Raw genomic sequence first — 26,091 nt, 5'->3', positions numbered from 1 at the left:
GCGGAAGGACGGTCGCCGCCTGTCAGCCCTTATGTGGCGCGGCATCGGGACGCCGGCCCGCGGTCACGGTCTGGCTACCGTGGCCGCCTGTATCTGTCGACCCGGTCCCGGTCGATGTCCACGCCGAGCCCTGGGCCTTCGGGCACGACGAGGTGACCGTCGTCGTAGCGGACGGGGGTCACGGTGAGGTCGTCCTGCAGCAGCAACGGCCCGATGAGCTCACACCCCATCTCGAGTTCCGGCACCGAGGCGAACACGTGCGCGGCGGCCGCGGTACCGATCGAGGTCTCGATGGCGGTGCCGCCGTAGCACCGCAGACCGCCGTGGTTGGCGATCGTCGCCACCTCCACCGCCGCCCGCAGCCCACCGGCCTTCCCGATCTTGACGGACACCGAATCGCACGCCCTCGCGGTGACGGCGGACATCGCGTCACCGGGCCGGCAGATGCTTTCGTCTGCCATGATGCGCAGGGTCGTCGACCGCTCGACCAGCGCCGCCATCCCCGCGAGGTCCCGGCGGCCGACCGGCTGTTCGACCACGCTCACGCCCATCGCTTCCAGCTCTGTCACGCAGGTCACCGCCGTGCGGTAGTCCCAGCTTCCGTTCGGATCGACGAGGTAGTCGCAGTCGGCGCCGATTTTGGTGATGAGCCGGCCGGCCCGCTTGAGATCCTCGGCGGGCGGCAGCGCGCCGAGCTTCAGTTTCAGCGCGGGGTGCCCCTGTCCGAGACGCTCGACGGCCTCGTCGACGACTTCTTGCTCTCCGCTGCCGCTGAGTGCCCAGCGCACGGGCAGCCGCGGGCGCGCGGCACCACCGAGCAGGCGGTGGACAGGCACTTCGAGGGCCCGACCGGTGGCGTCCAGGACTGCCATCTCCACGGCGGCCTTGGCGAATTCGTTGCCGTGGCTCGCCCTGTCCATCGCGGCGCGGATCAGCGGGAGCGCCAGGCAGTCCATGCCCTCCAGTACCGGGGCCAGGTAGAGCTCGATGAGCTGCTGCTGTCCCTCGATGCTCTCGCCGCTCCACCACGGACCGCCCGGCGACACCCCTTCACCGATGCCGATGACACCGGCATCGGTGTGCACCTCCACCAGCAGGTAACTCTGGTGGCGGATCTCGTGGTTGGCGAACCGATGCGGCCGGGACGTCGGCACGTCGACGATCGTGGTCCGCAGCTTGCCGATCCGTAGCGTGCTCACGGATGTTCCTTTCTTGGACGAAGCCTGGTGCAGGCCGATCAGGGGGTCGTCTCGTCACTCGGGCAGTTCCAGGACGAGCTCCTCGCTCAGTGCCCTGGACACGCAGATCATCAGCACCGTGTTCCCGGCGCGCTCCGCTTCGCCCAGCACGTCGTCGCGGTGGTCGGGCAGTCCCTTGACCACCTTGGTCTCGCACGTGCCGCAGATGCCGTCGCGGCAGTCGAAGTCCAGGTCGTAGCCCTCGCTTTCGAGAGCTTCGAGAATCGACTGGTCCGGGCCGACCCGCACCCGGTGTCCCGAATCGGATATGACCACGTCGAAGCCGGTGTCGTTCGGGGCGGGCGCCCGCGACGACGGCTGGAAGCGCTCGACTCTGACCGCCGACGGATCCAGTGCCAGATCCTCCACGGCCCGGGTCATTGCCTCCGGCCCGCAGCAGTACACGGTCCAGCCCCTGTGTCCGTCGAGGAGCGCCTGCAGGTTCACGAGGCCCTCCTGCTCGTCATCGGCATGGATGGTGACCCTGCTGTCCGCCCAGGAGACGATCTCGTCGTGGTAGGCCATCAGCGAGCGACGGCGGCCGCAGTAGACGAACTCGAAATCCGGGACGCCGGCGGCCCGCACCTGCCGCAGCATGCTGAGGATCGGGGTGATCCCGATACCTCCGGCGAGGAAGAGATACCGGTCCGCCCGCACCAGCGGGAAGTTGTTGTAGGGACCTTCCACCGGGATGACGGACCCCACGTCCAGCTCGTCGTGGACGTACGTACTGCCGCCGCGCGACGTCGGCGACCTGTGGACGGCGATGATCCAGCTGCCGTCCTCCCGGTCGGGGCCGCACAGTGAGTACTGCCGGGTCAGGCCGGCCGGCAGACCGAGGGCGATGTGCGCTCCCGGCTCCCACGCCGGGAGCGGTTCGCCCGCGGCATCGGCCAGCCGGATCTCGACGACGTCGTCTACGACCTGCCTTCGCCCCTCGACCCTCACCCGGCGTGTCGTGTTCCCGCCCCTCATGACTCTCCCGCCGCCGGCGAACCGCCGAGGTGCCCGTGGAAGAAGTGCAGCGTGCGGTGCCACGAGTCGGCGGCGGCTTCCGCCGACTCGTGTCCCTTCTCGGACAACCCGGCGAGGAAGCTGTGCCCGGCGCGCTCGTACCAGACGACCTCGTGCTCGCCGGGTGCCCGCTCCAGTGCCGCCTCCAGCAGGTCCACCTCGTCCGGGTCGATGTAGTCCTGCCGGCCCCAGAAGGCGAGCACCGGACCGGGGATCCGGGCGGCGACCGCGATCGGCTGGTCCGTCGGGACCTTCGCCCCTGCCACGCCCCTCGGGAACGCGTAGTAGGTCACGGTCGCCTGGTTCGGCCGGCTCGACGCCGCCAGCAGGGCGAACGTACCGCCCAGGCAGAACCCCAGCATGCCGAAGCGTCCCGTCCCCCCACCGATCTCGTCGATGACCTTGCCGAGGTCGCCGACGGCCTGGACGTCGTCGAGCAGGGCACGCCGCGCGAACGCGGCTTCCCGGCTTGAGTCCCCGGCCTCGCCGACCCGGTGGAACAGGTCCGGGACTACCGTCCGGTAGCCGTGCTCCGCGAGCAGGCCGGCCAGGTACCGGTAGAACGGGTTGACCCCGAAGATGTCGGACGCGATGACGATCTGAGGCGCCTCGACACCTCCCGCACGGACGGTGTCGGGTTCGAACACCAGGTACGGAACCGGATCGGTACCGGCTGTTCGCCGCCGTTCCTGACGAACTGTCAGTTCGGGCCGCGGAGCGGTGGAGTGGACATGGCACATCGGAGTACCGGTTCCTTTCTCGCGGCTACTGGGGCTGCAGTACGAAGGTGAATTCGCCGTGCGTCCAGCTGTCGCCGTCCACGTCGGTCTTGCTCAGCGGAATGATCAGGCCCTGCTTCACGCCCTCGGCGCAGTCGCTGTCCAGGTAGGGGTCGCCCCCGAAGTAGAGCTGCGTCACCAACGGCTTGTAGCCCTCGGCCGTGATCCTGAAATGCAGGTGAGCGGGGCGCCAGGTGTGCCGGCCCAGAACCGAGTTGAGCAGGTCGCCGGTGGGCCCGTTCTTCGGGATCTCGTACGGGGCGGGACGGATGCTGCGGAACGCCGTCGTGCCGTCCTCGTCGACGGGAACACGGGCCCGCAGGATGAAGTCGTCGGGCATGCCCGCGTCGATGAAGCTGTACAGCCCCTTGTCGGTGGCGTGCCACACGTCGATCACCGCCGCGGGCAGAGGCTCCCCGGCCGGATCGCGTACCGACGCCTTGAACAGCATCTTGTCGCCCGCCTCGTCGGGGCGCATCGGCAGCGTGTACGGCTGCCGGCTCAGCAGCGGCGCCCCGGGCTTGTAGTAGGGGCCCTCTATGGCACTCGGCGTCCACGGACCCTCGCCGTAACTGGTGGTGTCCACGGTCGCCTCGAGGAAATTGTCCATCCACAAAGGCCATTCACCCGCCTCGCTCACCCGGACCAGATACCGAGTGACCGCCGCGTAGTCCTCGTACTGAAGACGGTGACGAACAATGAACTCCCTCACCATCTCCATGAACTCGTCGAACAACTCCACAACACGCTGATCCGCCATCTCATCCTCCTGTGGAAGCCGCCGGAACGGGAATCCAGCATCCGTGCGACCGGCAACCGGATTCGACGACGACGCTAACGGCACCCACACGACACCGGCCAATACCGGATCGAAACGGCCCACCGTGCCGTACGGGTATCACGCTATCGAGGCGAACTCCCGGGCCATGTCGGCAAGTCCCCGTCGCCATGAGATCCATGAGTCAGTGAACAGAACCTGCTGAGCTGGCGTTTTGAGCGGCGGGGACTGGCCGAGCCGCCGGCCGACGCGCGTCCGCACGCGACCCGGCGTACGCGATTTCGGCTGTCGTGGACCGTGGAATCCACCGGCGGTCAGAAAACACAACCGGCTGCATGACGCGGGTCGCGAAAGGTATGACGGCGGCGAGTTCTCGGTATTGGACGACACACGACGCCGGTGCCTAACGTCTGCTGAACGTGCCGGCGTGACCACCCGAATCCTTCCTGAATCGAAGACGACCTGGAGGACGTATGCATGCTGTGATCATCGGTGGCGGAATGGGAGGGCTTTTCGCCGCCCTGGCTCTCCGTGAAGCAGAGGGCGTGTTCGATTCGATCGACGTCTACGAGCAGACCAGGACTCCCACCACCGCGGGCGCCGGCCTGAACATATCCCCCAACGGTGCCCGGCTGTGCCACTGGCTGGGCGTCGACCTCGACGGTGGCGACCCCAAGGGCCCCGACGGCGTGCCGGACGGCGGGCGTGCCGCGATCCTGGAAGCGTCCCGGGAGATACTGGCCGACGGATCGGTGTCTCGTAAGCCGATCCCGTACAACACGCCGGAGCAGCTGAGCCAAGGCGGTGGTTTCCACCACATGCACCGGCAGGACCTGCTGATGTGCCTGCACAAGCGGGTGAGCGAGCTCGGCCCCGAGTCCGGTGTGAAGTGCCCCGTCCGCGTGCACATGGGCAAGCGTCTGACGAAGCTGTCGCAGGACGAGCACCGCGCGACGGCCGTCTTCGAGGACGGGACGACGGTCACCGCCGACCTGGTGGTCGGAGCCGACGGAATCGGGTCCAGGGTACTGAAGGAGACGTGGCCCGGCAGGGGGCAGCGGCGCTGGACGGACGTCGTGTGTTACCGGGGACTGATCCCGCGCGACAAGGTCGCTGCCCTGCGGAAGCCGGACGGCAGCCCGCTCGACCACAACCCGATCGACTCGTACAGCATGGACACCCGCCGGCACGACACCGCGTGGGTGATGACGTACTGGGTCCGCGGCGGGGAACTGCTCAACGTGTGGTATGGCGTGTACACCCCGGACTCGGGCGAGTTCCCCGAGGACTGGGCGGGCTGGAAGCCGATCGAGAACGCCGACATCCTGGAGACGACCGAGCGTGCGTTCGCCGGCGATCCTCGCAAGGACGACATCCTCGCGATGGGCGCCGCGATGGTCGAGCCGACGAAGTGGGGGCTCTACGACCGGGACGCTCTCGAAGACTGGCAGGAGGGCCGGATCTGCCTGCTCGGGGACGCGGCGCACCCGATGCTTCCGACGTTCGGTCAGGGAGTCAACCAGACCCTTGAGGACGGCGCGGCGCTGAGCAGCTGCTTCAAGCTGCACGGCGACGACGTCTACAGCGCCCTTCTGCACTACGAGCGCGTCAGGCATTACCGGGCGAGCCGCTTCCAGTTCGCGTCCAAGTTCAACTTCAAGGTCCTGGAGCCCGAGGACACACCGGAGCGCAAGGCGTTGCTGGCGGCGGCCGACGAGCGCGACTTCCCGCTGTTCGCCCACGAGCAGCGAGCCGGCAACGACGACGCGTGGATCTACGACTTCGACGCACGCGACGTCGGGGACTCGCTGCCGAGGAAGAAGCTCGGCCCGTGGGACTTCCGCGACCGAGAAGTGATCGCCAGCGCGCGCAGGGAAGTGATGCGCAACCTGTGGAAACCGCAGAATCCGTCGACCGGCGACCGGGAGGTGACCAGGGACGAGCTCGCGGGGCACAACACCTTCGACGACTGCTGGATCGTCATCGGTGGCAAGGTGTACGACTTCAGCGAGTGGAAGGACCACCACCCGGGCGGAGCGTTCGTCGCCCGCATGTACGCCGGGCGGGACGCGACCGCGGAGTTCTCCGACTTCCACAGCAAGGCGGCGCTCAAGCACATGGACAACTTCTGCGTCGGCCGGCTGGTCGACTAACGCCCTGCGCCTGAAGTTCGTTGTGCCGGTGCGGCTTTGCCCGCACGACGCGCACGGGGTCGGCCGTCAGCCGGACCGACGCGGACCTTCGACGAGCGCGAGACACGGGTGCGTCCGGTCACGACGGACGGCCTCAGACCTGGCCTCCGGCCTGGCCCCTGCCCGGCATGACCGGATCCGCGAGTCGCGCGGTCCGTTCAACTCCCCTCGGTCACCGGCCCGGTGCGCGACACACGCCCCTTCTTGGCAAGCAATCGGATTCAAGGGGTTCCGCGATCGACCGCGGCCCCGGATGGAGGGAAACCCATGCCCATGTCTGAGGAGAACCACGCCGCGGTGGCGGTCACCGGGGTGACCGGTGCGCTGGGCAGCAGAATCGCCGCCCGGCTCGCCCTGCACGGCGTGCCCCAGCTCCTCGTCGGGCGCAGCCCTGACCGTATGACCGACCTGCCGGGTGCTCAGCGGCGCGGTCCTGCCGCCTACGACGACGCCCCGGCCATGCGCAAGGCACTCGAGGGCGCGTCGACCCTCATCCTGGTCTCCGGATACCGTACGGGCCGCCGACTGGAGGAACACGCGACCGCGATCGAGGCGGCGACGGCGGTCGGCGTGGAGCGCGTCCTGTACGTGTCCCTCGTTGGCGCCTCGCCGGTCGCCACGTATCTCAACGCACGCGACCAGTGGACGACCGAACAGTTCCTGGCCGGGTCCGGAATCCGTCACACGGTGCTCCGCGCGGGCTGGTACTCGTCGACGCCGGCGGCCCTCGCCGACGAGGACTTCGTCGTGAGGGGCCCGGCGCACACCGGCCGGGCCGCCTTCGTCACCCACGAGGACATCACTCGGGTGATCACGACGGTCGCCCTCGACGACGGTCCCCGCTCCGAACACGACGGCGCGGTCCTGGAGATCACCGGGCCCGAGGCGCTGACCCTCGACGAAGCGGTCACCCGGATCGCCGCGGCCACCGGCCGCCCCTACCGCTTCCAGACCGAGACCCTTGAGGAAGCCTTCGCGCGGCGCTGGCGACGGGGTGTCACCGGGGAACAGATCGAGACCTGGATCTCGTGGTTCCAGGCGATCGACAGGGGCGAGGTCTCCACGGTCACCGACGTCGTCCCCCGGCTCACCGGCTCGCCGGCGACACCGATCTCGGACGCGGCCTGGTGGCCCGAGCCCACGACAGCGCGCGGTGTCCGATGAGGGGCATTTGCATCAACGGCCGCTGAACTCCCAGGAGGCGGCGGCAATGCCGGGGCCGGCGACGAGGGTGTATCCCAAAAGGGACCCCGCGCCGGCCCCGGACGGCAGGTGAGACCGGCCGCTCCGGACCCGCCTCCCCAGAAGGCACTTCCCGTCAACGGCGGCGGCCGGAACATCGACCTCGTGGACCCGGGCTACGTCCCGTTGACGATCGGCATCCGGGGTGATGTGTGGCCGCGCTCGATGTCGGCGGTGATCGGCAAGTCGAGAGAGCCACGGCGTTTCGATGCAGCCACCGATCAGTCTCCCCTCCGCCCCCACGGCACCGCTCCCGTCGAACCGTGTCCTGGCACCGAGCGAGCCGAACGTGTACGCGCTTATGCCGGGGCAGGCGGCGCAGTCCTCGTAGCTGCTGGTCCGACGGCGATCGGACAGCGTCGGGCCGAACCGGTGGCCCCGGACCTGAACGTCACGGAGCGGCGGCGTTCAGGCGCTCACGCAGAGGGACGGCATCGAGGGTGTGTGCTGCGGCGCGACGACATGTCACCGCGACGCGGGCCGGTTGCCGTCGAACGCTGCCCGGATCAAGTCTCGGAGGTCGGAGGCCGTCACCGGACGCGGTGGCAGTGGGAGGTCGGCCAGCACCGCCGATGCCGCTACGACCGCCACGTCCACGTCTGCCTCGCGCATACCGATTCCGGCAAGCGCCGTGGGTGCGGCGAGGAGCCGGTGGAGGTCCCAGATCAGGCCGCCGGCGTCGCTCACGGGACCGGTGATTCCGAGACTCTCGAGGACGGCCTGGGTGTCGGTCACGGCGGCCGGCGCGAGGTGCGCGACGGTGTAGGGAAGGAGCACGGTGTGCAGGGGGCTGTGCGGAAGGTCGAGCAGGCCGCCGAGGACGTGACAGAGTTTGTGGTGCAGACCGGTGGTGGCCACCTCCAGCGACCATCCGGAGAGCCAGGCGCCTCGCAGCGCGAAGCTGCGGGCGGACACCTCACGGGGCCGTTCGAGGATGGTCGGCAGAGCCCGGGCCATGGAGCGGATCCCCTCGCCGGCAGTCAGCCGCGTCAGCGGGGACGCATCGTGGGCGTACAGTGCCTCCACGCAGTGTGCGATGGCGTTGATACCGCTCGTCACCGAGATCTCCGCGGGGAGATCCAGGGTCAGTTCGGGATCGTAGACCACCGTGCGGGGCCGGACAGCGGTCGCTCGCCCGGTGGTCTTCTTGCCGTCCTGGGTCATCCCCCAGATCGAGGTCATCTCACTGCCGGCGTAGGTGGTCGGAATGGCCACCAGCGGCAGTTCCAGTTTCCTGGCGACGCCCTTGGCGAGACCGGTGGCCGAACCGCCGCCGATGCAGACCAGTACTCCCGCGCGGGCGTCGCGGATGGTGGTCACGGCCTTGTCGACGGCGTGCACGGGTACGTGCTGCACCACCTCGCCGACGCGCGCGCAGACCCCTCCCGCCGCATCCGCTGTCAGCCGGTCCGCGGCGCTCTGGGCGGTCGGATCGTGAATCACCGCGATCCGATCGCCGTACCGGGATGCCTCACGGGCGGCGACCGAGATCAGGCCGGGCCCGAACACGACCCGTGAAGCAGGCCATTCGTGGACGAAGCCCGTGAGTTCTGCCGAAGGCAAGGACGGATCGTTCCCGTTCATGATGATGGATCTCCTCATTCAACAGGGCTCGTGGTTCGAGTCCAGAGATGCTCGGTCTCGTTGCCGCCGGGACCAGGTGCGGGCGGCACCTCCGACCTGCTTTCCGTCGAGGTGGTCATGCCGACCCCGGTGCACGCGCACCGGTCCGGCCATCGGTCCGGCGGCCCGCATCGGGTAGGTGACGGGGATCTGCGCAACCGGTCCACGACCGAGGGCCTCGAGCGAGGGGTGCGCTGTCACGCGGTACGGGGGCTGCGGCACGAAGGTGGACAGGGATCCGGCATCCGCACGACCGACGACCGGATTCCACGATCACGCTAACCGCGCCCGCACACCACGGGCCAATACCCGATCGGAACGGACCACCGAGCCGCACGAGTATCACGCCGGCCCGTCTCCCGGGTCATCCGGCCCCGGGCGAGGTGGCGGAGACATGATCGAGGAAGGCCTGGACGAGCGAGGGCGTGTCGTCCGCGCGGTACAGGCAACTCAGCTTCTCCTGAGGCGTGTCGGCCAGCGGTACGAAGCCGACGCCCGGGAGCGTGATTCCGGTCGCGGACCGGGGCACCACCGAGCAGAATCCGGCCGATGCCACATATCCCAGGGCGGTGAGCACGTCCCCGGCCTCTCGGACCACATGCGCCGTGAACCCGGCCTGGGTGCACAATTGGCTGACCTCGTCGGCGAAGCTGGGGCGAGGGGCCGCGGGAAAGAGAACGAGTTCCTGGTCGTGCAGATCGGCCAGCGCCGCCTTGCCCGTCTGCAGCAGCGGATGAGCCTCGGGAACGGCGAGGTAGAGGGGTTCGCTGGCGACGTGTCGCACGGCGAGCCCCGTTTCGCTTCGGTACTGGCGACTGAAACCCAAGTGCATGCGTCCGTCGCGGATCGCATCGGCCTGCACGTTCTTCGTGGCCCTTTCGAGGACCAGGCTCACCGCGGGACGGGTCTGGAGGAATCCCCGCAGCAGGCGCGGCACCGTGTCGAACATCGGGGAACCGAAGTAGCCCACCACCAGGGAGCCTGCCTGTCCCGCGTCGGCCAGCCGTGCGCGGTCGATGGCGTGGGCGGTCAACTGCACGATCCGGTAAGCCTGTTCGAGCAGGAGTGCACCGGCCTCGGTCAACTCGACACCGCCGGGGGTGCGCATGAAGAGGCGGGCGCCGACGGCCCGTTCGAGCCGTACGATCCGCCGGGTCAACGGCGGCTGGGTCATGTGCAGCCGCGCCGCGGCCCGGCTGACGTTTCCCTCCTCGGCGACGACGATGAAACATTCGAACTGTCGGAGATCAACTGGGAGCACTCGCTACTCCAAGACTGGGAATGACCAGAATCCGTGCTCTTCGGCCCTCACGCACCCACCCGCAACCCGGCGACACCTACTCCCGAGGTGCCGCGGGCGAGTCACAGCGGGAGCCGAGTCCCTTGGCGTTTGCAGTAATTGCGGTGATTACGCGGCTACTCAACAAACAAGTCCGTTTCGTCGCTTCTCACCTTGGTGACATCTCGCGTCCACATTCCAACGCCCTGGCATCCGTCGGCATCCCACAGATGGGTTATATGAAGGTGATCGCCGCACCGGGCGGTGTACGGAAACTCCGCTTTGATCAGGGTGCGTGACGACGCCGATGGGAACCCACGCTCGTAGCGGACACGACCCGTACGCCATGCTTGCCCCATGAGCAGCACGAACCCAGCCGAGAGCCAGGCCGGCGGGTGCGGGGACCAGACCGTCACCGGGCTGAGCCTGCGGGGGCGGGAACGCGAGATCTCGACGGTCCGTGAGGCCCTGGACGCGGTCCACGGCGGGCTGGGCCGCTGCGTCGTCGTAGAGGGCTCGCCCGGCGTCGGCAAGAGCCGTTTCCTCACGGAGCTCGACGGGATGGCGCGGCGGTTCGGCTTCGACGTCGTGTCGGTGCGCGCCGATGAGCTCGACCAGTACGCGGCGAGAGCCACGCTCCTGTCCGCCCTGTGCTCCTCCTCCGGTTCCGTCGGGATCGCGGAAGCCGCGGACGATCAGCGGCTCCTGCTCCTGGACTCCATCGCGGACACCCTGGAGGAGCGGGCGCAGCGCGCACCGGTGGCCGTTCTCGTGGACGACGCGCAGTGGGCCGATCCCGCGACCCTGTTCGTCCTGCGCACCCTGCCCGGACGGCTCGTCGCCTCCCGCATCCTCTGGGTGCTGGCCCTCCGGTCGGACAACGAGAGGCCGATCGTAGCCAGGGTCCGGGAGGACCTCGAACATCTCGGCGCCCGATGGCTGGCCCTCGGCCCACTGCCGCAGCGACATCTGCGGCACATCGCTGCCGACGTCCTCGGGGAGCGGCCGTCACCCGGTCTGGTAAGACGCCTGCACGGCGTAGGGGGCAATCCCTTCCTCGCGATTGAACTGGCGCGCGCCTTCACCGACGTCGCCGCGGAAGAGGGCGGAGCAAGCCTCCTCCACGACAGTATTCCCGCCAGTTTCCGGCGCAATATCGCCGCGCGTCTGGAACGGCTCCCGCCGGACGCCGTACGCCTGCTCCAGATCGGCTCCGTCCTCGGCCGTGAATTCGACTTCGGCGCGGCCGCCCGGATGCTCGGCAGACGGGTGGGCAGTCTGCTCTCGGGCGCCGAGGCGGCTTTGGACGCCGGTCTTCTCTCAGCCGACGGCCCCCGGCTGGCCTTCCGCCACGACCTCATACGGCAGGCCTTCCACGAGAACCTGCCCCAGGCCATACGTACCGCTCTGCATCAGGAGGCGGCGGACACGCTGCGCGCCGTCGGGGCACGCCCCGCCGAAGTGGCCTGGCACGTGCTGCTGTCGGGCGGCCCGGTCGACGACCAGGCCGTGACCACGCTGACCACCGCCGTACGAGACATGTCGTCCTCGGCGCCGGACGCGGCGGCGGACCTGGCCCAACGCATCGCGGGCCTGCTGCCCCGGCACGACCCGCGCCGTATCGCGCTGCTGACCGACGCCGTCGAGTACCTGGGCCGCACCCGCCGGCTCCACGAGGCGCTGGAACTGGTCGACGCCACGACGTCGGCGGGCCTCGAACCCGCGCAGGAGGCGCGGCTGCGGCTGGCGGCCGCCGAGATCCACCAGGCCGCGGGTGACGACGCCGCCGCGATGAGCCACCTGGAGACGGCCCTCGATCTGCCCGGGCTGCCGTCCGACCTGCGGGTCCGGCTGCTGAAGACGAAGGCCACGGGCCACGTCTACCTGGGAGACATCGCCGCCGCCGAGCGGACCGGGACCGGGCTGGTCGAGGCCTCCCACGGCAGCGACGACCCGGCCGTCGTGGTCAGCGCCCTGATCTTCCAGTCCCAGACCTGCTTCTACCGCGGCCGGCTGGCCCGCGCCCTCGAACTCGCCGAGGAGGCCACCCGGCGCGCCGGCACCGTGCCCGTCGCGCTCTATCTGCGGCCCCCGCGGATCGCGGCGCTGTGGCTGGCCACCGTACTGACCGACACCGACCGGCTGGCCGACGCCCAGCAGGTCCTGCGGGAAGGACAGCGCGAAGCGGAGGCGCTGGGCCTGGGCTGGTCACTGCCCCACTGGCATGCCGCCCGCGCCTGCGCGCTCCTCGAACAGGGAGCCCTGGACGACGCGGCCGTGGAGGCCGAGGCCAGCCTGGCGGTGGCGGGCGAGCTGGAGATCACCCTGTCCAGCCCGCAGGCCCGCGCGGTCCTGGCGCTCGTGGAACTGCGACGCGGTGACCTCGCGAAGGCCAAGGTTCACCTCGCCGCCGCCCCCACCGGCGCCCACACACAGCGCTACGGCCCGTGGGTGAGCCTCGCCCGGGCCTGCCTGGCGGACGCGGAGGGCGACGCGGGTGCGTCGGCGGTCGCACTCGCGGAGTGCTTCGGGACCGGGGAACCGGCGTGTCTGCTGGTCCTCACACCGTCTCATTGGCCCACGGTCGTCCGCACTGCACTCCGCGGCGAGCACCCGGCGCTCGCCGAGGCTGTCTGCGGTGCCCTGCTCGACCTGACCGCGGAGGACGGGAGCCGGCATATCACCGGGGCGGTCCGCGCCCACGTGGACGGCCTGCTGCAGCACGACGCCGGCGCCCTGGAGTCCGCCGTCGCCGCCTACCGGAACACCGGCAGACCACTGGCCCTCGCCGCGGCCTGCGAGGACCTCGCCGAGCTGATGGCCAGGACGGGCCAGGCGGCTGCGGCTATCCCCTACCTCGAGGAGGCTTCACGCCTCACGTCGGCCTCGGGCGCCGATCGCGACCAGGGACGCATCAGGGAACGCCTGCGGCAGCTCGGCGTCCGTTCCGTCCTGGCGCGCACCGACACCGCCGGCCCGTGGGGCTGGCAGGACCTGACCGAGTCCGAGCGGAACCTCGTCCCACTCGTCGCCGAGGGCCTCACCAACCGCGCCGTCGCCGACCGGCTCTACGTGTCCGTACACACCGTCAACACCCACATGAAGCACATCTTCACCAAGCTCGGCATCAACTCCCGCGTCGAGCTGACCCGGCTGGCGATCGAGCGGGGCATCGACAGGGACGGGTGAGCGCTGCACCGGCCGCCGGGTGCGGGGGCAGCGAGCACGGCCACACCGTGGTCGTGGTCCCATCTCACCCTCACGGTCTTCACCTTGGTCACGGGCACCTCGGTCGGAGCAGACGATCGCACGAAGGAGCCCCCGTGTCCGGCGAACCCTCTGGTGAGCCACCCGGTTCGAGACACCGTTCGAGGCCCGGGGAAAGAGAGCGAGATTGGTTGCGGCTGTCATTCCCCTACCTGGAGACGGCCGTCCGGGACGCCGGGATGCGTTCCAGGACACCGCCCGCGAACACGTCGTACAGCGGCAGCGTCTCCAGGTGGACGTAGCCGATGTGGCAGTCGCAGACGGCCAGCGGGCAGGCCCGGGGCCGGAGCGCGGCGCGGAAGGAGCCGTCGTGGAGGTTGCCGAGCGGCGCCGGGACGAAGTGGCAGCGGCGGACCGTACCCGCCCCGTCCACCGAGACCACCGACTCGCCCGTCCGGCACGGCAGTCCGGCGCTGGCGTGCGGGGTCCGGCTGTAGGGGAACAGCGGGTCGAGGTCCGCGCGCAGCCGTCGGGCCGCGTCCAGGTGGTCCGTGAGGCCGACGATCCCCACGCTGTACCGGATGCCGCGCGCCGCCAGGTCCCGGCACTCGGCGAGGAACCGGTCGTAGGGCGTCTGGCCAGGGTGGTACGTGCACCACACGGCGAGCGTGCCGGGGTCGGCGTCGGCGTCGGCGTCGGCGAGCCAGTCGGTGCGGCGGCTCAGGTTGGTCTGGATGGCCAACCGGCGCACATGCGGCCGGTGGGACAGTTCCACGAGGGCCCGCCGGTACCAGGACCGGACCAGCCCCTCACCCCAGGGCGTGAACAGGACCGACAGCCGGTCCTCGGTCTGCGCCCGGGCCCACTGAGTGAAGCGTTCCAACGCGGCGCGGTCCGAGCGCAGTTGCTCGGTGGAGCCGCGCCGCTTGGCGAACGGGCAGTACGGGCAGTCGTAGTCGCAGGAGGCGAGCGGGCCGCGGTAGAGCAGGGTCAGGTCCATGGCGTCGCGGTACTTCCGCTCGTAGGCGGACATCTGCCGGGTGGACGACGTGGACCTCGCCCCGCTGCTCGACGACGACGGTACGCCGGTGACCTTCGCGCGCTGGTACACCGGCTGGTTGGAGAAGGCCGAGAGCACGGCTCTGTCGGCACCGTAGACCCGTCGCGCCCTTGTTGGCTCTGCGCCCTCGGTCAACAGGGCGACTGCCAGTGATCACGAACCCGATGGTCAAGGCATGCGGACGGGACGCCGGGGCTCGGTCCTCGCCGTCCGCGCCGCGCGGAACCTGGTCTTGGCGCCTCCTCCGCACCAACACGGTGCAGGTTGCGGGACCATCCCTGGAGAACCGCTGAGCGGCGCGTTCGGGCTCGGCTGGACGGCGTCTTCGGCCGTCGGGAGCTGGTCTGGCTGGGCCGTGCCCGGCGGAGCGGGATGAGCCGGCTCGGCCGCCGGCCTGTCACCGGCGTCGGTAATCGCCCGTCGGACTGGCGGAGTTCTCGGCTACGATCACGTCGGCTGTGGTCGTCACGGTCGCCGTCGCGACCGGAGAGGGAGCCATGTGGCGGAGGCTGATCGGCGCGGTGGCCGCTCTGCTCGTGCTGTTCGTTGGCAGCCTCGCCTTCAACGCCGCCTCCGGACAGAGTCACTGGCCCGGACCGCTCGACATCGTGCGCGTGCACCCGTGGGTGGCGCTCCTGCTCCTGGTGCCGCTCGCACTGCTCGAACTGCGGCGGGAGTCGATCGGCAGCCGCACACCGCGCCCGGCAGCGCCCACGACGTACCGGCTGCCGCCACGCAACGCCCACTTCACCGGTCGCGACGCCGACATGCGGGAGTTGCGCCGGCAGCTCGCCTCGGCAGGCGAGACCGCCGTCCAGGTGGTGCACGGCCTCGGTGGCGTGGGCAAGACACAGCTCGCTGTCGAGTACGCGTACCGGTACCTGTCGAAGTACCGGTTCGTCGCGTTCGTCGACGCAGAGGACCCCGACCTGGTGGCGTCGCAGTTCACCTCCCTGGCCAGGGAGCTGGGGCTGGTTGAAGTGGGCTCGGAACAAGTCGTCCCGGGGGTGTACGGCAAGTTGCGGGACCGCAGGCCCTGGCTGGTGATCTTCGACAACGGGGAGAGGCCTGGCATGCTCGTGCCGGCACTGCCGTCGGGAGAGCTGGCGAGGAAGGGCCACGTCCTCGTCACGACCAGAGTGAGCGGATGGTTGGGCACGGCCACAGTGATGGACCTGGAGGTGTTCACCAGGCAGGAGTCGGTGGCACTGCTGGTCCGGCGGGTTCCCGGCACGACCGAGGGGACGGCGGACCTGATCGCGGAGCAACTGGGCGACCTGCCGCTCGCGTTGGAGCAGGCAGCCGGTTACATGGACTACAACCGGACGGCGCCGGAGGAGTACCTGAGCCTGCTGACGTCGCGGTTGGAGGACATGATCTCAAGGGGCGAGCTGGCCGACCGGCCGTCGGTCCTCCTCTCGACTCTGTGGCAGCTCAGCGTGCACAGGCTGGAGCGGGAACGGCCGCAAGCAGTGCGGCTGCTGGAGCTGTGCGCTCTGCTCGCGCCCGAGCCGATCCCGCTGGACCTGTTCACCGCCGGCCCGGAACCGCTGATCGCGGCGGCCGCCGATCCGCTGGCGTGGGACACGACGGTCGGTGCCCTGGCCGGCCTGGGGCTCGCACGGCGCGAGCGCTCCTCCCTGGTACTGCACCGGCTGGTCCAGGCAGCGATCCGGGCCGCGACACCGGACGACGTGCTTGCGACCGCCGGGGTCCGGCTGCGCCGTGCACTGCTGGCGGCCGTACCGCACGACATCCACGGTGACCCGGACGCGCGGCCCCGCTGGCATGCGCTCCTCCCGCACGTGCTGGCCATGACCAAGGACGAACCGCCGGCCGAATGCGCCGCGGACACCGCAGTGCTGCTGCGCCTTGCCTCCGAGTTCCTCCTGCAGATCGGCACCTACGGGGCGGCACTGTCGCTCTGCGAACGCGCCCTCGCACTCGACGAAGCGCTCGGGGGGCGGGACACCGAGGTCGGCTTCGACCTGATCACCCTCGCGCAGATCCACCGCGACCTCGGTACGCCGGAAAGGGCTCGTCCGTTGGCGGAGCGTGCACTGCGCCTGCACGAGTCCTGTCTGCCGACAGGGAGCCCCGCCATCGCGACGGACTTGGCGACGCTCGCCCGGACGCTCTGCCTTCTCGGCGATCACGAGGCGGCACTGCCGCTTGCCGAGCGGGCACTGCGGATCGACGAGGAGGCGTACGGGCCGGACAACCCCTACGTGAGCTTTGATCTGATCGCCCTGGCAACCGTCCACTTCGACCTCGGCGACGCCGCCACGGCCGTGCCACTGATCTCACGGGCGCTGCGGATCCGCGAGACCCTCTACGCCCCGGACCACCTGTACATCGGCTACGCGCTGCTCTTCAAGGCCAAGGCCCTGCACGCCGTGGACGATTCGTCCGCGGTGAGCCTCGCACGCCGGGGCGCACGGATCCTACGCACGCGGCTTGGGAGCACCCATCCCAAGACCGAGAACGCCCTCGCGCTGGTGGACCAGCTCAGCGGCTGACCCACTCCGAGCCAGGGGGACCCTCCTGGCGGCCTGCACACCCCGAAACCCGGCCGGTGGGCCGGACACGCTCGTCGGGGAGCCTCGCCACCCGGTCACTGCGAAGGGGACGGAGTGGCCTGGTCCAGGCGGGTCTCGACGCATTCCTTCCCGCCGCCCGCGGCGGGGCTGAAGCAGGCTTGCACGGAGGTCGCGGGGCTCACCACGCTCATCCGGGTGTGAACATATGTGTCCGCCTCGCCGCGACTGGTGACCCGGGCGTACCGCAGGGCGCCGTCCCGGCCGCCCGCCCGCATCTCGACGCGGTCGTCCAGGGCCGCGCCCCACATCCGGGCCCAACTGGTACCGCATTGCGGGCTGTAGCGGATCTGGATCCAGGCACCTGTGGCCGTCTCATGCTCGGCCAGGGTCAACGGGGCGGCGGCACAGTTCGTCGTGATCGGGTCCTTGTTCTGACATGCGGTCCGCCGGCAGCGCACCCCCGTGGCAGGAGAGGACGTGGCGGCCACTGACGCCCCCTTGCGGTGCGAGGGGGGAAGGTGGGTGAGCACGAGCGCTCCAAGAACCACGGCACAGGCTGACGCGAGGGCGGTGAGGACGGTTGCGTGCCGGTGCCCGGCGGGGCCGGAGGGGGTGGCCTCGGCGCGTCTCCGGTCCGTCCGATCCGCTTCGCTGTGGGGTGATCGCGTCTGAGTCCGGTTCCGGATCTGGCCCGTCGTGTCGCCCGCGTCGCCCGCGTCGCCCGCGTCGCCCGCGTCGCCCGGGACCGTATCCGCACCGTCGTTGTCGGGCGGGGTCTCGGGGCGCCGTCGATCCGGTGTCGGCCTGCCGGCCTCCCTCCGGTCCGTCCGGGCAATGTCCAGGAGTGCCAACGGGTGGTCAGCGCTTTCACCGGCGAGGCGGCACAGCTCCTCGACCGCACTGCGCGGCGGCAGGCTCTTGGAGTTGAGATATCGCTCCCAGGACGACTTGCTGAAAGTCGTCGCGTTCGCGAGCTGGGCCAGGCTCAGGCCGGTGTGCTGCTTCAACTGCTGAAGCACCAGGGCCAGTCGGGCGCCCGACGGTGAGGGTGCGCCGGGCGTCATCCGCGGAGCGCCTTCCAGGACCTCGGCCCCAGCATGCCGTCGACGACCAGGCCCGCGCGGTCCTGGAATGTCTTGACCGCCCGCAGGGTCAGCGGGCCGAACATGCCGTCGATCCCTCCGGGCGAGATGCCTGCCCGGCGGAGCAGACACTGAGCCTCGGCGACGTCGGCGCCTGTGTCGCCGTAGGTGATCTCGGTGTCACGGCCGTTGTTGATGCCTGCCGACCAGCGGCCGTCCGCACGGGTGATGCGGCACGTGTAGGAGGGGGGCGACGAGGTCGCGGCGGTGCCGGCCGGAGTGGCGACGGCTGCCGGGGTGACGTCCTCACCGAGACGCAGTACCAGCAGCAGCGCCGCCATGAATGCCGCGGTCAGGGCGACGACACCGGCGGTGAGGGCGACGTGCGGCAATCTGCGTCTGGCCAATTCCGTGGCGGGTGATGCCGTCGGCGCCAACGGTGTGGGCGGTGGACCGGGATCCTGCTCCTGCTCCTGCTCAGTGGGCTGCGGCTGTGCGGCAGGCTCGGCACGGCGGAGGGCCCACGAATCGGCGGCGATCTCGTGCAACGCGAGCAGGTGAACGGAATCGGCACCGGTGATACGGGCCAGCGCCTCCACCGCTGCCCGGGGCGGCAGTGACGTACCTCCCAGGTACCGTTCCCACGATCTGGCGCTGTAGCCGGTCTTGGCCGCGAGCTGGCGGACCGTCAGCTCAGCGTGACTCTTCAGCTCGCGTAACCGCACCGCCAACTGCCGTGCGGGAGGGTCGAGTTCGGCGGGTAGAGGCTTGAAGCGCGGCATGTTTCCCCCAAAGCGGACATGATCGAATACGCGGCCCCCTCCACTACTCCGCATTCTGCATGAGCCCGCCACATCTGTCACAGCTGTCCCATGCGGCGTCCCGCAACACTGTCCCGCCCGACGCTGTCGCCGCAGCTCAGCAGGGTGATCGTCCCGCAAATCCGCCACTTGCCCCACAGCCGTGGCCCCCTCGCCCAGACACCCTGCACCTTTGATCTCGCCACCTGCCCGCCGAGCGGGACAGGTGCCGACCCACGACCGAAAGAGGAACGCATGCGACCGAACGCTCTGGGCAGGACCATCGCCGGCCTCGTCACCGTTGCCAGTCTCACCGCCGGCAGTGTGGCGATCGCGGGCACCAGCTACGCGGCGACCGCGACGACCGCGCACACGGCGGTGACCGCCCAGCCCGCCGCCGTGGCCGCGACGCAGAACTTCGGTCTGACCACCTCCGAGGCCAAGAACGTCCAGGAGTTCCTCGCGGACTACTGGGGCTACACCGACAGCATCGACGGCCAGCTGGGCACCAACAGCTGGAAGGCCTTCCAGCGCTGCCTCCAGACGTACTGGGGCTACACCGGCGCCATCGACGGCGACCCCGGCACCAACACCATCAAGGCGCTGCAGCGTCTGCTGGCCGCCGACTACGGCTACACGGGCGCGATCGACGGTATCGCGGGTGCGGGTACCAAGGCGGCGTTCAAGCGCTTCGCCGCCTGACCGTGCTCGCCCCACCCAACCGGTCGGCCCGGCTGCCCTGTTGAGTGAGCGCCCCGGCCCGTCCGTGCCCGGCAGGGACGGGCGGGCCGGGGACCGCGTTCCCGCTCGGAAACCGGCCGGGACCGGGTCACTCCTCGGGACAGCTGTCACGGCGAGCGGAGCCCAGCGACTTCCCCGGACCGCATCGACCGCCGGGGCGTCGAACCGCTCCGTCGAGCACTCACCGAGGTCGGCGTCGAGCAGGTCGGCGTGCGAGACCTCCGTCCTGACTCCGGCGATGACCTCCCCCGCCCCGCCGCCCGTCTCGCACCGCATCTCCTCGTCCCGCCTCGCCAGGCGTCTCAAGCGCGCCGGCCGGGCTGGAGACCACCGGACGAACACGACGGTCTCCCCGACGACGCATCGTCAGACGACGCCCCGGCAACCCGAAGGAGAACCTCGCCACCATGGGAAGACTCGCATTCCTCGTTCCCGCCGAAGACGAGAGATCACGGCACCGCAACGCACGTCGCACCCGAACGACGTGGCGGATCCGCGTCGGGACCTTCGCTGCCACCGCCGCGATGGTCTCGGCCGGCATCGTGCTCGGTGCGGGACCGGCGAACGCTGCCCCGGTCGCCGTCAAGCTGACCTCCGCGTCCTGCCCCACCGAGATCGTGCAGGGTCAGGTGAGCGGCTGCGTCACCGAGTTGCAGAACCTCCTCAACGCGCACGGTGCCGGTCTGGTCGTGGACGGTCAGTTCGGGTCGAGCACGCTCTACGCCGTCCGTGAGTACCAGGCCGCCACCGCGATCGCCGTGGACGGGCGGGTCGGCCCCCAGACCAAGAGCAAGCTGTATGCGACCGCGGGCACGGCACCCGCGGCCATCGACCTCCGGTCCTCCTCCTGCGCCGCGAACATCGTCCAGGGGGACAAGGGCGGCTGCGTCACCGAACTCCAGCGGCTGCTGGGCCACTTCGGCTACGCGGTCGACGTGGACGGGGACTTCGGCCCCGGCACGGCGAGTGCCGTCCGCAGCTTCCAGTCCTCCCACGGACTGACAGCCGACGGCCAGGTCGGCGCCAACACCAAGCGCGCACTGTACGACGACGACGAGTCTCCGTCGACGAGCCTGGACCTGAGGTCGTCGTCCTGCCCGGAGAACATCGTGGAAGGCCACAGTGGTGGCTGCGTCGCCACTCTGCAGGCCCTGCTCAACGGCAAGGGCCAGAGCCTCGACGTCGACGGCAGCTTCGGCCCGCAGACCCTGGCAGCGGTGAAGGCGTTCCAGTCCTCCGGCGGTCTCACCGCCGACGGCCAGGTCGGCCCGAACACCAAGGCCGCGCTGTACGCGAACATCGGCGGTGGCGGCGGCAGCGGCGCGCCCGCGCCGATCAACCTCACCTCCGCCTCCTGCCCCGCCGAGATCGTGCAGGGACAGCGCAGCGGCTGCGTCACGGAACTGCAGAGCCTGCTCAACCACCACGGTGCCGATCTCGCCGTCGACGGCGACTTCGGTCCGCTCACCGACAGCGCCGTCCGGGACTTCCAGGCCGAGAAGGGCCTCTCGGTCGACGGCCACGTCGGACCGAACACCAAGGCCGCCCTGTACGGCGCGGTGACGCCGCCGTCGTCTCCCGCGCCCGGGGGCGGCTACGCCAAGATCCTCGACGTGGCCGAGGCCGAGGTGGGCACCGTCGAGGGCAGCGCCCGCGCGAACAGTTACGGCTCGGCCGTGGGTCTCTCGCTGTCCACCAGCGACTACGCCTGGTGCGCGACCTTCGTGAGCTGGGTGGCGAAGCAGACCGGAGCCACCTCCTACCGCAACTCCTATGTGTCGGGCTGGGTCAAGCAGGCGCGGGCCGGCAACTACCATCTGTCGGTGACGACCAGTCCGCAGCCGGGTGACATCGTGGCCTTCGACTGGGACGGCGGAAGCGATTTCACCGGCGGCAACGAACACATGGGCATCGTGCGGACGGTGTCGGGGTCGTCCTTCACCACCGTCGAGGGCAACACGAGCAACCCCAACGGCGGCAGCGACGGCGTCTACGTCAAGTCGCGTGCGAGCAACAGCAGTTACGACGTGGTCTTCATCCGGGTCCGCTGAGCAGCCGGACCGGACTTCTCGGGGGGGGCTCGGTTACGCCGAGCCCCCCGTCGTGTACTCCGTCAGGTCTTCCTTGCCCTCGGAGTCGTTCTGCTGGGCAGAGCTTGGTGGCAGGTGGTGCTGTTGCGGATGCCGGTCCGGCAGCTCAGCAGGTCCTGGAGGGCGCCGAGGATCCGGCAGGGTGAGCCCGCTTTGTCGGCTCCGGGGCCAGGGGGACGTTGGGCTGGCCGGACAGCCAGATACGGATTCGTTTGTCTTGGAGGCTCTGGGACGGCCGACCCGTTCGCGACCGCGATGGTGGGCCAGGTCAGCGCCGCAGCCTGCTGCCAGGCTCCGTAGGATCTACGCTCGCGTGAATCCGTGGCTCCGTTCCACTTTCGCCACGTGCAGTGTGTAGCTCTGGTACCACTCGGCTTGCCCGCGCCTCTGTGCTGCGCGGTGCTCGGCGTTGGTCCGCCACTCCGTGAGGGCGTCGGCATCCCGGAAGTACCCGACGGTGATGCCCAGCCCGCCAGGAGTCTGCGCATGGTCCATGCCCAGGTACCCGGGAATGTCCTTCACCAGGTCTTCCATGCGAGTGTTTGTCTCGCTGTAGCCGCTCTGCTCTCGGGCTCGCACCGCAGTGAAAACAGCTACGTAGTACGGAGGTTCATAGGCTTGGACGGGCGTGACAGGTGCTTCCGGATGTTCGCTCATGGCGTCACCGTAAAGCGGGACGTGCCCGACGATCCATCGTCTTTCCCGACTGGGACAGATGGAGTATCGGGTTCTGACCACCCGTCCGCGCTCTCTCCAGTCTCCGGCAACTGAGGCAGGGGAGGGACGGGGGACGTCCAGCCCGAACGAGGCCTGACGCGGTACTGGCTCTCGCGGCGCGCTGCCAGGACCTGGGTGCTGTGAAGATGTCAGGCGCTGATGCCGAAGGTGTGCAGCCACCACAGGCCTGGGCAAAGGTGATGCCTCGGATCAAGGAGCCGATGTCGAGCAGCACGGCCAGTGGCGTGATGATGGCGGCAGTCATGAGGAGTGTGGTGAGGGACCCGGTCAGGAGGCGTCGAAGGGTCCGTCGCCGAGCAGGCCGGAACGGTCGGGCAGACCGGCGGCGACCCGGAGCCTGGCGAATTCCACGGCCAGAGCCGCGGGCGGGTAGTGGGCGTTGAGACCGCTCGGGTTGGGCAGGACCCACACACGGGTGCCGCCGATAGACGCGGCCTGCGGACCGACGGCGGCGTCGCCGACTCCGAAGGCCGCGCGGTACCCGGTCACACCCAGCAGAGCGAGCCACCTCGGGCGCAGGACCTCCACCCGGCGGCGCAGGTCCTCGCCTCCCCGGATGTACTCACTGCGCGTGAGCTCCGCGGCGCGGGCCGTCGGCCTGCGCACGATACTCGTGATGCCGAGCCCCAGCGCCAGCAGGTCACGCTCCTGCTCGGGCCGGAACCGGAACGCGGTGAAACCGGAGCGGTGCAGGGCCGGCCACATCCTGTTGCCGGGGGTGGCGAAGTTGTGGCCCCGCAGTGCCGACGGGAGACCCGGATTGATGCCGACGAAGACGACGTCCAGCCCGGGGGCGACGACATCCTCCAGTATGGGCTGACTCCCGGTGACGATGGCTGCCTCACAGAGCTACGAAGGGAACGTACTGCCCATACTCTGTCAGCATCCCTGTCTCGCACCGCAACCGCATGGATCCGAACTGAAGACCGCTGACCTGGATCGACCTGGGCGAGGGGAAGTGGACAAACCCAAGCCACCAACCGTACTGGTCCAGCCGCGGACGGCAACGGGCACGCTGACGGGGACCGAAGGGGCTCGGCCGAGTCCTGGATCCCCTCACGGCGGAGTCGTCGCCCGCGGTACCGTCCCCCGTTGCAACATCCGGGGAGGAAATGTGCGGACCGCTGTTCGGATCGGCGTGATCGCGGGTGCCTGCGTGGTGCTCGCCGGCTGGGTGACGCTGACGGTATGGCTGCGGGGAACGTTCTGGCTGGTCTCGCTCCCGGTCGTGGGCGCGGTGTGGCTGCTGGTCTGCCTGGACTGCGGCTACCTGCTCGGCCGGGAGCTGGCGCACCGGGCTCGCCGCAGGTCCAGCCGGCAGCGCCGCCAGGCCTGGCAGCCGGACGCCTCCGTGCGGCGGCCCATCGACTACCCCTACGTCCTGGGCCGCCCGACGGGCGAGGACCCGGTGGATCATCAGGGCCGGTTTCGGGCCAAGGGCATCCGCCTCGCCGCACTGCCCGCGCTGGCCGTGGTGTTCCTCACCGTGCAGACCGTCTTCCTGGACGACAGCCGACTCGGCGTCGGTTTCGTGTGCGCCGAGTGCCTGCTGCTGTTCTGGATGGTCTGGACGGTGTGGACCGAGCAGGATCCGTCCCGGCCCTGGGTGACCAGCCGGGTCCGGGCTGAGCTGTTCCGCCGGGAGATGTTCCTGCTCCTCACCGCTGTAGGACCGTATCTGGACCGGTCCGGTCAGGAGACCGAACGGATTCGCGACGCACGGCTCGCCCGGCTGGCCGCCGCGGACCTGGCCGAGTTGCTCTCCTTCGGCCGCCTCGGCGACCGCGCTCCGGACGGCAGCGAGCGAGACTGGCGGGATGACCTCTGGCGGCGACGGGACAGCGCCGACGTCACCGGTCCCGCCGCACTCGCAGAGGTGATGCGCACCTATCTCGACCACCGTATCCGGCGTCAGGCGCTGTTCCTCGAACTCGCGGCCGAGAAGTGCGACAGCGGCGAGAGCATCACAGGCCGGATAGCGAAGGCCGCCGTACTCGGCGCCGTGGGCGTCGCCATGGTCTACGGGGCACTGCTGGTCGCCGGCCGGGACGGGCAGGGACCGTCGACGGCCGCGTCGGCGGTCGCACTGTTGGCGGCGGGCTTTCCGCCGCTGTGCAATCTGGCACTGGCGGTGCAGAACCTGTTGGCCTCGCAGCGACTCGCGGTCTCCTACCGGGAGACCCGGCGGGAGCTGCTGGAGCGGGAGCAGGCTCTGGGCTTCCTGCTCGCCGACGCCGCACGCCCCGGCGCGGAGGCCGAGTTCCGCGCGCTGGTCCTGCGGACCGAGGCGACCCTCGGTGAGGAGAACCGTCGTTGGCGGATCATCGTCGCCAAACCGGAGTTCGACGCCGGATTGTGAGAGTCCGTCGCCTCACGACCGTTCATGGATCACAATCTGTGGGATGGGGGAGGTATTCATCAGTCACAGCGCGCGCGGCGACCACTTCGCCGAGGGCGTGTTGAAGGCCGTCGTGGCAGGGCTGACGGCCAAGAACCACGTCGCGCGGGTGGACGAGAACGACATTCCGTCGGGTGACGAGTGGCGTCCCGTGGTCGTCGACTGGCTGGCAAGCTGCGACGCGGCCGTGGTGCTGCTGAACAGGCCGGCGCTGGCGTCGACCTGGGTACGGCGCGAGGTCAACATCCTGATGTGGCGCCGCGCGCTGGGGGCGCCCCTCTTCGTCGTACCGGTCCTGATGGACGGCCTGCGGTCCAAGGACGTGAAGATGGCCGGGCTGGAGGAACTGAACCCCATCCAGTTCGCCCGCACGCCGCGCGGTGCCGAACCGGACGTGGACGATCTCGCCCGGCAGGTACTGGACCGGTTCGCCGAGATGCCGGCGGTGCTGGCCGACGGGAACCCGGGGAACCCGATGAGCGACTGGCTGCGGCGGCTGGCGGCGTATCTGGCCAAGGCGGCCCAGGACCCCCATCTGCTCGACGACGCGGCGCGGGAACTGTCCTCCGAGGACGAGTACCGGTCCTGCACCGACCGGCACGGAGCTCACCTGTTCCTGGCTCACCAGTTCCTGGTGGCGCCCGCCGACCGTGTGATCCAGGCAGTCGGCAAGGTGGCTCCGGCCCTCACCGACGAGACACTCGAACGCCTCTGTGCCGAACTGGCCGTCACGTGGGTGGACGCCGAGGCCGCTCGCGGGCTGCTGCCGGGCCCCGGTGCGACGCCTCAGGAGATGACGATCCTGCTGAACGCGTGCCAGGACAGGACCGCCGAGCAGTACATACGCCGGGCCACCTGCGCGGCCGTCACCGGCTACGAGACGGCCGTCTACGGGGTCATGCCCACCGGGGAGCGGACCGCGGCGGAGCTGAAGGCCGACCTGGAGGACTCGATGTGGAAGGGCCTCTTCGACATCGACGCGGAAGAGGAGAGATGGCTCCCGCCGGACATCGCCAGGCGCGCCACCCATTACCTGGTGATCAATGGGCGCCGCCCGCCGAACCAGACTCTGGCCGAGGCCGCCCGGCTGCTGCACAGCGACTTCTCCTGGCTGATCCTGCTGGTGACCACCGGCGCCGCGCCCCTGGAGGAGGACACGGTGCGAGCCTTCGGCAACGCGTTTGTGCTGAGTCCGCCGCTCAGTCCGGACGAGGAGAACTTCGCCAGGCACCGCAACACCGAACTGACGAAGATCCGCAAGAAACTCACCGGCCGCCACTAGTCAGGAAC

19 protein-coding genes and 1 pseudogene are annotated in these 26,091 nt (G+C 69.9%); 9 read left to right on the top strand and 11 right to left on the bottom strand.

Annotated features, from left to right (window positions below; genetic code table 11):
• Positions 1–74: 74 nt before the first annotated feature.
• The 4 genes from ACZ4O3_RS07965 to ACZ4O3_RS07950 all read right to left on the bottom strand — a co-directional run bounded on the left by ACZ4O3_RS07965 (position 75) and on the right by ACZ4O3_RS07950 (position 3,791).
• Positions 75–1,199, bottom strand: a complete 1,125-nt coding sequence (locus ACZ4O3_RS07965; protein ID WP_384990090.1) for a muconate/chloromuconate family cycloisomerase — start codon at positions 1,197–1,199, stop codon at positions 75–77.
• Between the two features lie 54 nt (positions 1,200–1,253).
• A complete protein-coding gene (locus tag ACZ4O3_RS07960; protein ID WP_467721600.1) occupies positions 1,254–2,213 on the bottom strand; it encodes a PDR/VanB family oxidoreductase in 960 nt (319 codons plus the stop codon).
• Positions 2,210–2,899 carry a dienelactone hydrolase family protein gene (locus ACZ4O3_RS07955; protein WP_362715108.1) on the bottom strand — a complete coding sequence of 230 codons (690 nt, stop codon included), beginning with the start codon at positions 2,897–2,899 and terminating at the stop codon, positions 2,210–2,212. The genes ACZ4O3_RS07960 and ACZ4O3_RS07955 overlap by 4 nt, the downstream gene beginning before the upstream one ends.
• 118 nt (positions 2,900–3,017) lie before the next feature.
• Positions 3,018–3,791, bottom strand: coding sequence for a dioxygenase family protein (locus tag ACZ4O3_RS07950; protein ID WP_467721599.1), 774 nt, complete (start codon positions 3,789–3,791; stop codon positions 3,018–3,020).
• A 491-nt stretch (positions 3,792–4,282) separates the two neighbouring features.
• Between ACZ4O3_RS07950 and ACZ4O3_RS07945 the strand changes: the two genes are divergently transcribed.
• Complete coding sequence (locus ACZ4O3_RS07945; protein WP_467721598.1) at positions 4,283–5,962, top strand: cytochrome b5 domain-containing protein; 1,680 nt, start codon at positions 4,283–4,285, stop codon at positions 5,960–5,962.
• Between the two features lie 306 nt (positions 5,963–6,268).
• Positions 6,269–7,165 carry an NAD(P)H-binding protein gene (locus tag ACZ4O3_RS07940; protein ID WP_362715117.1) on the top strand — a complete coding sequence of 299 codons (897 nt, stop codon included), beginning with the start codon at positions 6,269–6,271 and terminating at the stop codon, positions 7,163–7,165.
• A gap of 543 nt (positions 7,166–7,708) precedes the next feature.
• Here the strand turns inward: ACZ4O3_RS07940 and ACZ4O3_RS07935 are convergent.
• Together ACZ4O3_RS07935 and ACZ4O3_RS07930 are read right to left on the bottom strand one after the other, a co-directional pair.
• Positions 7,709–8,827: a maleylacetate reductase gene (locus ACZ4O3_RS07935; RefSeq protein ID WP_467721597.1), complete on the bottom strand. Its 1,119-nt coding sequence runs from the start codon at positions 8,825–8,827 to the stop codon at positions 7,709–7,711.
• 403 nt (positions 8,828–9,230) lie between these two features.
• Positions 9,231–10,127 carry a LysR family transcriptional regulator gene (locus tag ACZ4O3_RS07930; protein WP_467721596.1) on the bottom strand — a complete coding sequence of 299 codons (897 nt, stop codon included), beginning with the start codon at positions 10,125–10,127 and terminating at the stop codon, positions 9,231–9,233.
• Between the two features lie 375 nt (positions 10,128–10,502).
• On the opposite strand from ACZ4O3_RS07930, the gene ACZ4O3_RS07925 reads away from it, so the two are divergent.
• Positions 10,503–13,334, top strand: a complete 2,832-nt coding sequence (locus tag ACZ4O3_RS07925; protein WP_467721595.1) for a helix-turn-helix transcriptional regulator — start codon at positions 10,503–10,505, stop codon at positions 13,332–13,334.
• 226 nt (positions 13,335–13,560) lie between these two features.
• On the opposite strand, the gene ACZ4O3_RS07920 is transcribed toward ACZ4O3_RS07925, so the two are convergent.
• Positions 13,561–14,352, bottom strand: coding sequence for an STM4011 family radical SAM protein (locus ACZ4O3_RS07920; protein ID WP_467721669.1), 792 nt, complete (start codon positions 14,350–14,352; stop codon positions 13,561–13,563).
• Between the two features lie 34 nt (positions 14,353–14,386).
• Between ACZ4O3_RS07920 and ACZ4O3_RS07915 the strand changes: the two are divergent.
• Positions 14,387–14,509: pseudogene (locus tag ACZ4O3_RS07915) on the top strand (SMI1/KNR4 family protein); the annotation flags it as partial.
• 361 nt (positions 14,510–14,870) lie between these two features.
• Positions 14,871–16,931: an FxSxx-COOH system tetratricopeptide repeat protein gene (gene fxsT, locus ACZ4O3_RS07910; protein ID WP_467721594.1), complete on the top strand. Its 2,061-nt coding sequence runs from the start codon at positions 14,871–14,873 to the stop codon at positions 16,929–16,931.
• A 95-nt stretch (positions 16,932–17,026) separates the two neighbouring features.
• On the opposite strand, the gene ACZ4O3_RS07905 is transcribed toward fxsT, so the two are convergent.
• On the bottom strand, positions 17,027–18,016 hold the full coding sequence (locus ACZ4O3_RS07905; RefSeq protein WP_467721593.1) for a helix-turn-helix domain-containing protein: 990 nt from the start codon (positions 18,014–18,016) through the stop codon (positions 17,027–17,029).
• Entirely contained in the window at positions 18,013–18,816 is an 804-nt protein-coding gene (locus ACZ4O3_RS07900) for a peptidoglycan-binding protein (RefSeq protein WP_467721592.1), read from the bottom strand. The genes ACZ4O3_RS07905 and ACZ4O3_RS07900 overlap by 4 nt, the downstream gene beginning before the upstream one ends.
• A 273-nt stretch (positions 18,817–19,089) precedes the next feature.
• Here ACZ4O3_RS07900 and ACZ4O3_RS07895 point away from each other — a divergent pair, with 273 nt between their 5' ends.
• Together ACZ4O3_RS07895 and ACZ4O3_RS07890 are read left to right on the top strand one after the other, a co-directional pair.
• The gene (locus ACZ4O3_RS07895) at positions 19,090–19,536 is read left to right on the top strand and encodes a peptidoglycan-binding domain-containing protein (RefSeq protein WP_384990107.1); all 447 of its coding nucleotides are present in this window, start codon (positions 19,090–19,092) and stop codon (positions 19,534–19,536) included.
• A gap of 446 nt (positions 19,537–19,982) precedes the next feature.
• Positions 19,983–21,626, top strand: coding sequence for a peptidoglycan-binding protein (locus tag ACZ4O3_RS07890; RefSeq protein WP_362713144.1), 1,644 nt, complete (start codon positions 19,983–19,985; stop codon positions 21,624–21,626).
• A 342-nt stretch (positions 21,627–21,968) separates the two neighbouring features.
• Here the strand turns inward: ACZ4O3_RS07890 and ACZ4O3_RS07885 are convergent, their stop codons facing one another.
• Entirely contained in the window at positions 21,969–22,322 is a 354-nt protein-coding gene (locus ACZ4O3_RS07885; protein ID WP_467721591.1) for an antibiotic biosynthesis monooxygenase family protein, read from the bottom strand.
• Positions 22,323–22,670: 348 nt separating this feature from the next.
• Positions 22,671–23,213, bottom strand: coding sequence for a G/U mismatch-specific DNA glycosylase (gene mug, locus ACZ4O3_RS07880; protein WP_467721668.1), 543 nt, complete (start codon positions 23,211–23,213; stop codon positions 22,671–22,673).
• Between the two features lie 304 nt (positions 23,214–23,517).
• Here mug and ACZ4O3_RS07875 point away from each other — a divergent pair, with 304 nt between their 5' ends.
• Both ACZ4O3_RS07875 and ACZ4O3_RS07870 read left to right on the top strand, forming a co-directional pair.
• Positions 23,518–24,762: a hypothetical protein gene (locus tag ACZ4O3_RS07875; RefSeq protein ID WP_467721590.1), complete on the top strand. Its 1,245-nt coding sequence runs from the start codon at positions 23,518–23,520 to the stop codon at positions 24,760–24,762.
• 43 nt (positions 24,763–24,805) lie between these two features.
• Positions 24,806–26,083 carry a toll/interleukin-1 receptor domain-containing protein gene (locus tag ACZ4O3_RS07870; protein WP_467721589.1) on the top strand — a complete coding sequence of 426 codons (1,278 nt, stop codon included), beginning with the start codon at positions 24,806–24,808 and terminating at the stop codon, positions 26,081–26,083.
• Positions 26,084–26,091 lie beyond the last annotated feature (8 nt).

The sequence above is a fragment of the Streptomyces sp. NPDC026515 genome (genome assembly GCF_055567595.1).
The sequence above is the reverse complement of the archived record's forward strand: the minus strand, read 5'-3'. Positions and strand labels throughout refer to the sequence as shown.

What these genes read in the sequence shown, in the direction of transcription:
- ACZ4O3_RS07935 (WP_467721597.1), bottom strand. Translation starts at nt 8,827, where the DNA reads ATGAACGGGAACGATCCGTCCTTGCCTTCGGCAGAACTCACGGGCTTC.
- ACZ4O3_RS07945 (WP_467721598.1), top strand. Translation starts at nt 4,283, where the DNA reads ATGCATGCTGTGATCATCGGTGGCGGAATGGGAGGGCTTTTCGCCGCC.
- ACZ4O3_RS07920 (WP_467721669.1), bottom strand. Translation starts at nt 14,352, where the DNA reads ATGGACCTGACCCTGCTCTACCGCGGCCCGCTCGCCTCCTGCGACTAC.
- ACZ4O3_RS07905 (WP_467721593.1), bottom strand. Translation starts at nt 18,016, where the DNA reads ATGACGCCCGGCGCACCCTCACCGTCGGGCGCCCGACTGGCCCTGGTG.
- ACZ4O3_RS07950 (WP_467721599.1), bottom strand. Translation starts at nt 3,791, where the DNA reads ATGGCGGATCAGCGTGTTGTGGAGTTGTTCGACGAGTTCATGGAGATG.
- ACZ4O3_RS07870 (WP_467721589.1), top strand. Translation starts at nt 24,806, where the DNA reads ATGGGGGAGGTATTCATCAGTCACAGCGCGCGCGGCGACCACTTCGCC.
- ACZ4O3_RS07925 (WP_467721595.1), top strand. Translation starts at nt 10,503, where the DNA reads ATGAGCAGCACGAACCCAGCCGAGAGCCAGGCCGGCGGGTGCGGGGAC.
- ACZ4O3_RS07885 (WP_467721591.1), bottom strand. Translation starts at nt 22,322, where the DNA reads ATGAGCGAACATCCGGAAGCACCTGTCACGCCCGTCCAAGCCTATGAA.
- ACZ4O3_RS07900 (WP_467721592.1), bottom strand. Translation starts at nt 18,816, where the DNA reads ATGCCGCGCTTCAAGCCTCTACCCGCCGAACTCGACCCTCCCGCACGG.
- ACZ4O3_RS07960 (WP_467721600.1), bottom strand. Translation starts at nt 2,213, where the DNA reads ATGAGGGGCGGGAACACGACACGCCGGGTGAGGGTCGAGGGGCGAAGG.
- ACZ4O3_RS07940 (WP_362715117.1), top strand. Translation starts at nt 6,269, where the DNA reads ATGCCCATGTCTGAGGAGAACCACGCCGCGGTGGCGGTCACCGGGGTG.
- ACZ4O3_RS07890 (WP_362713144.1), top strand. Translation starts at nt 19,983, where the DNA reads ATGGGAAGACTCGCATTCCTCGTTCCCGCCGAAGACGAGAGATCACGG.
- ACZ4O3_RS07895 (WP_384990107.1), top strand. Translation starts at nt 19,090, where the DNA reads ATGCGACCGAACGCTCTGGGCAGGACCATCGCCGGCCTCGTCACCGTT.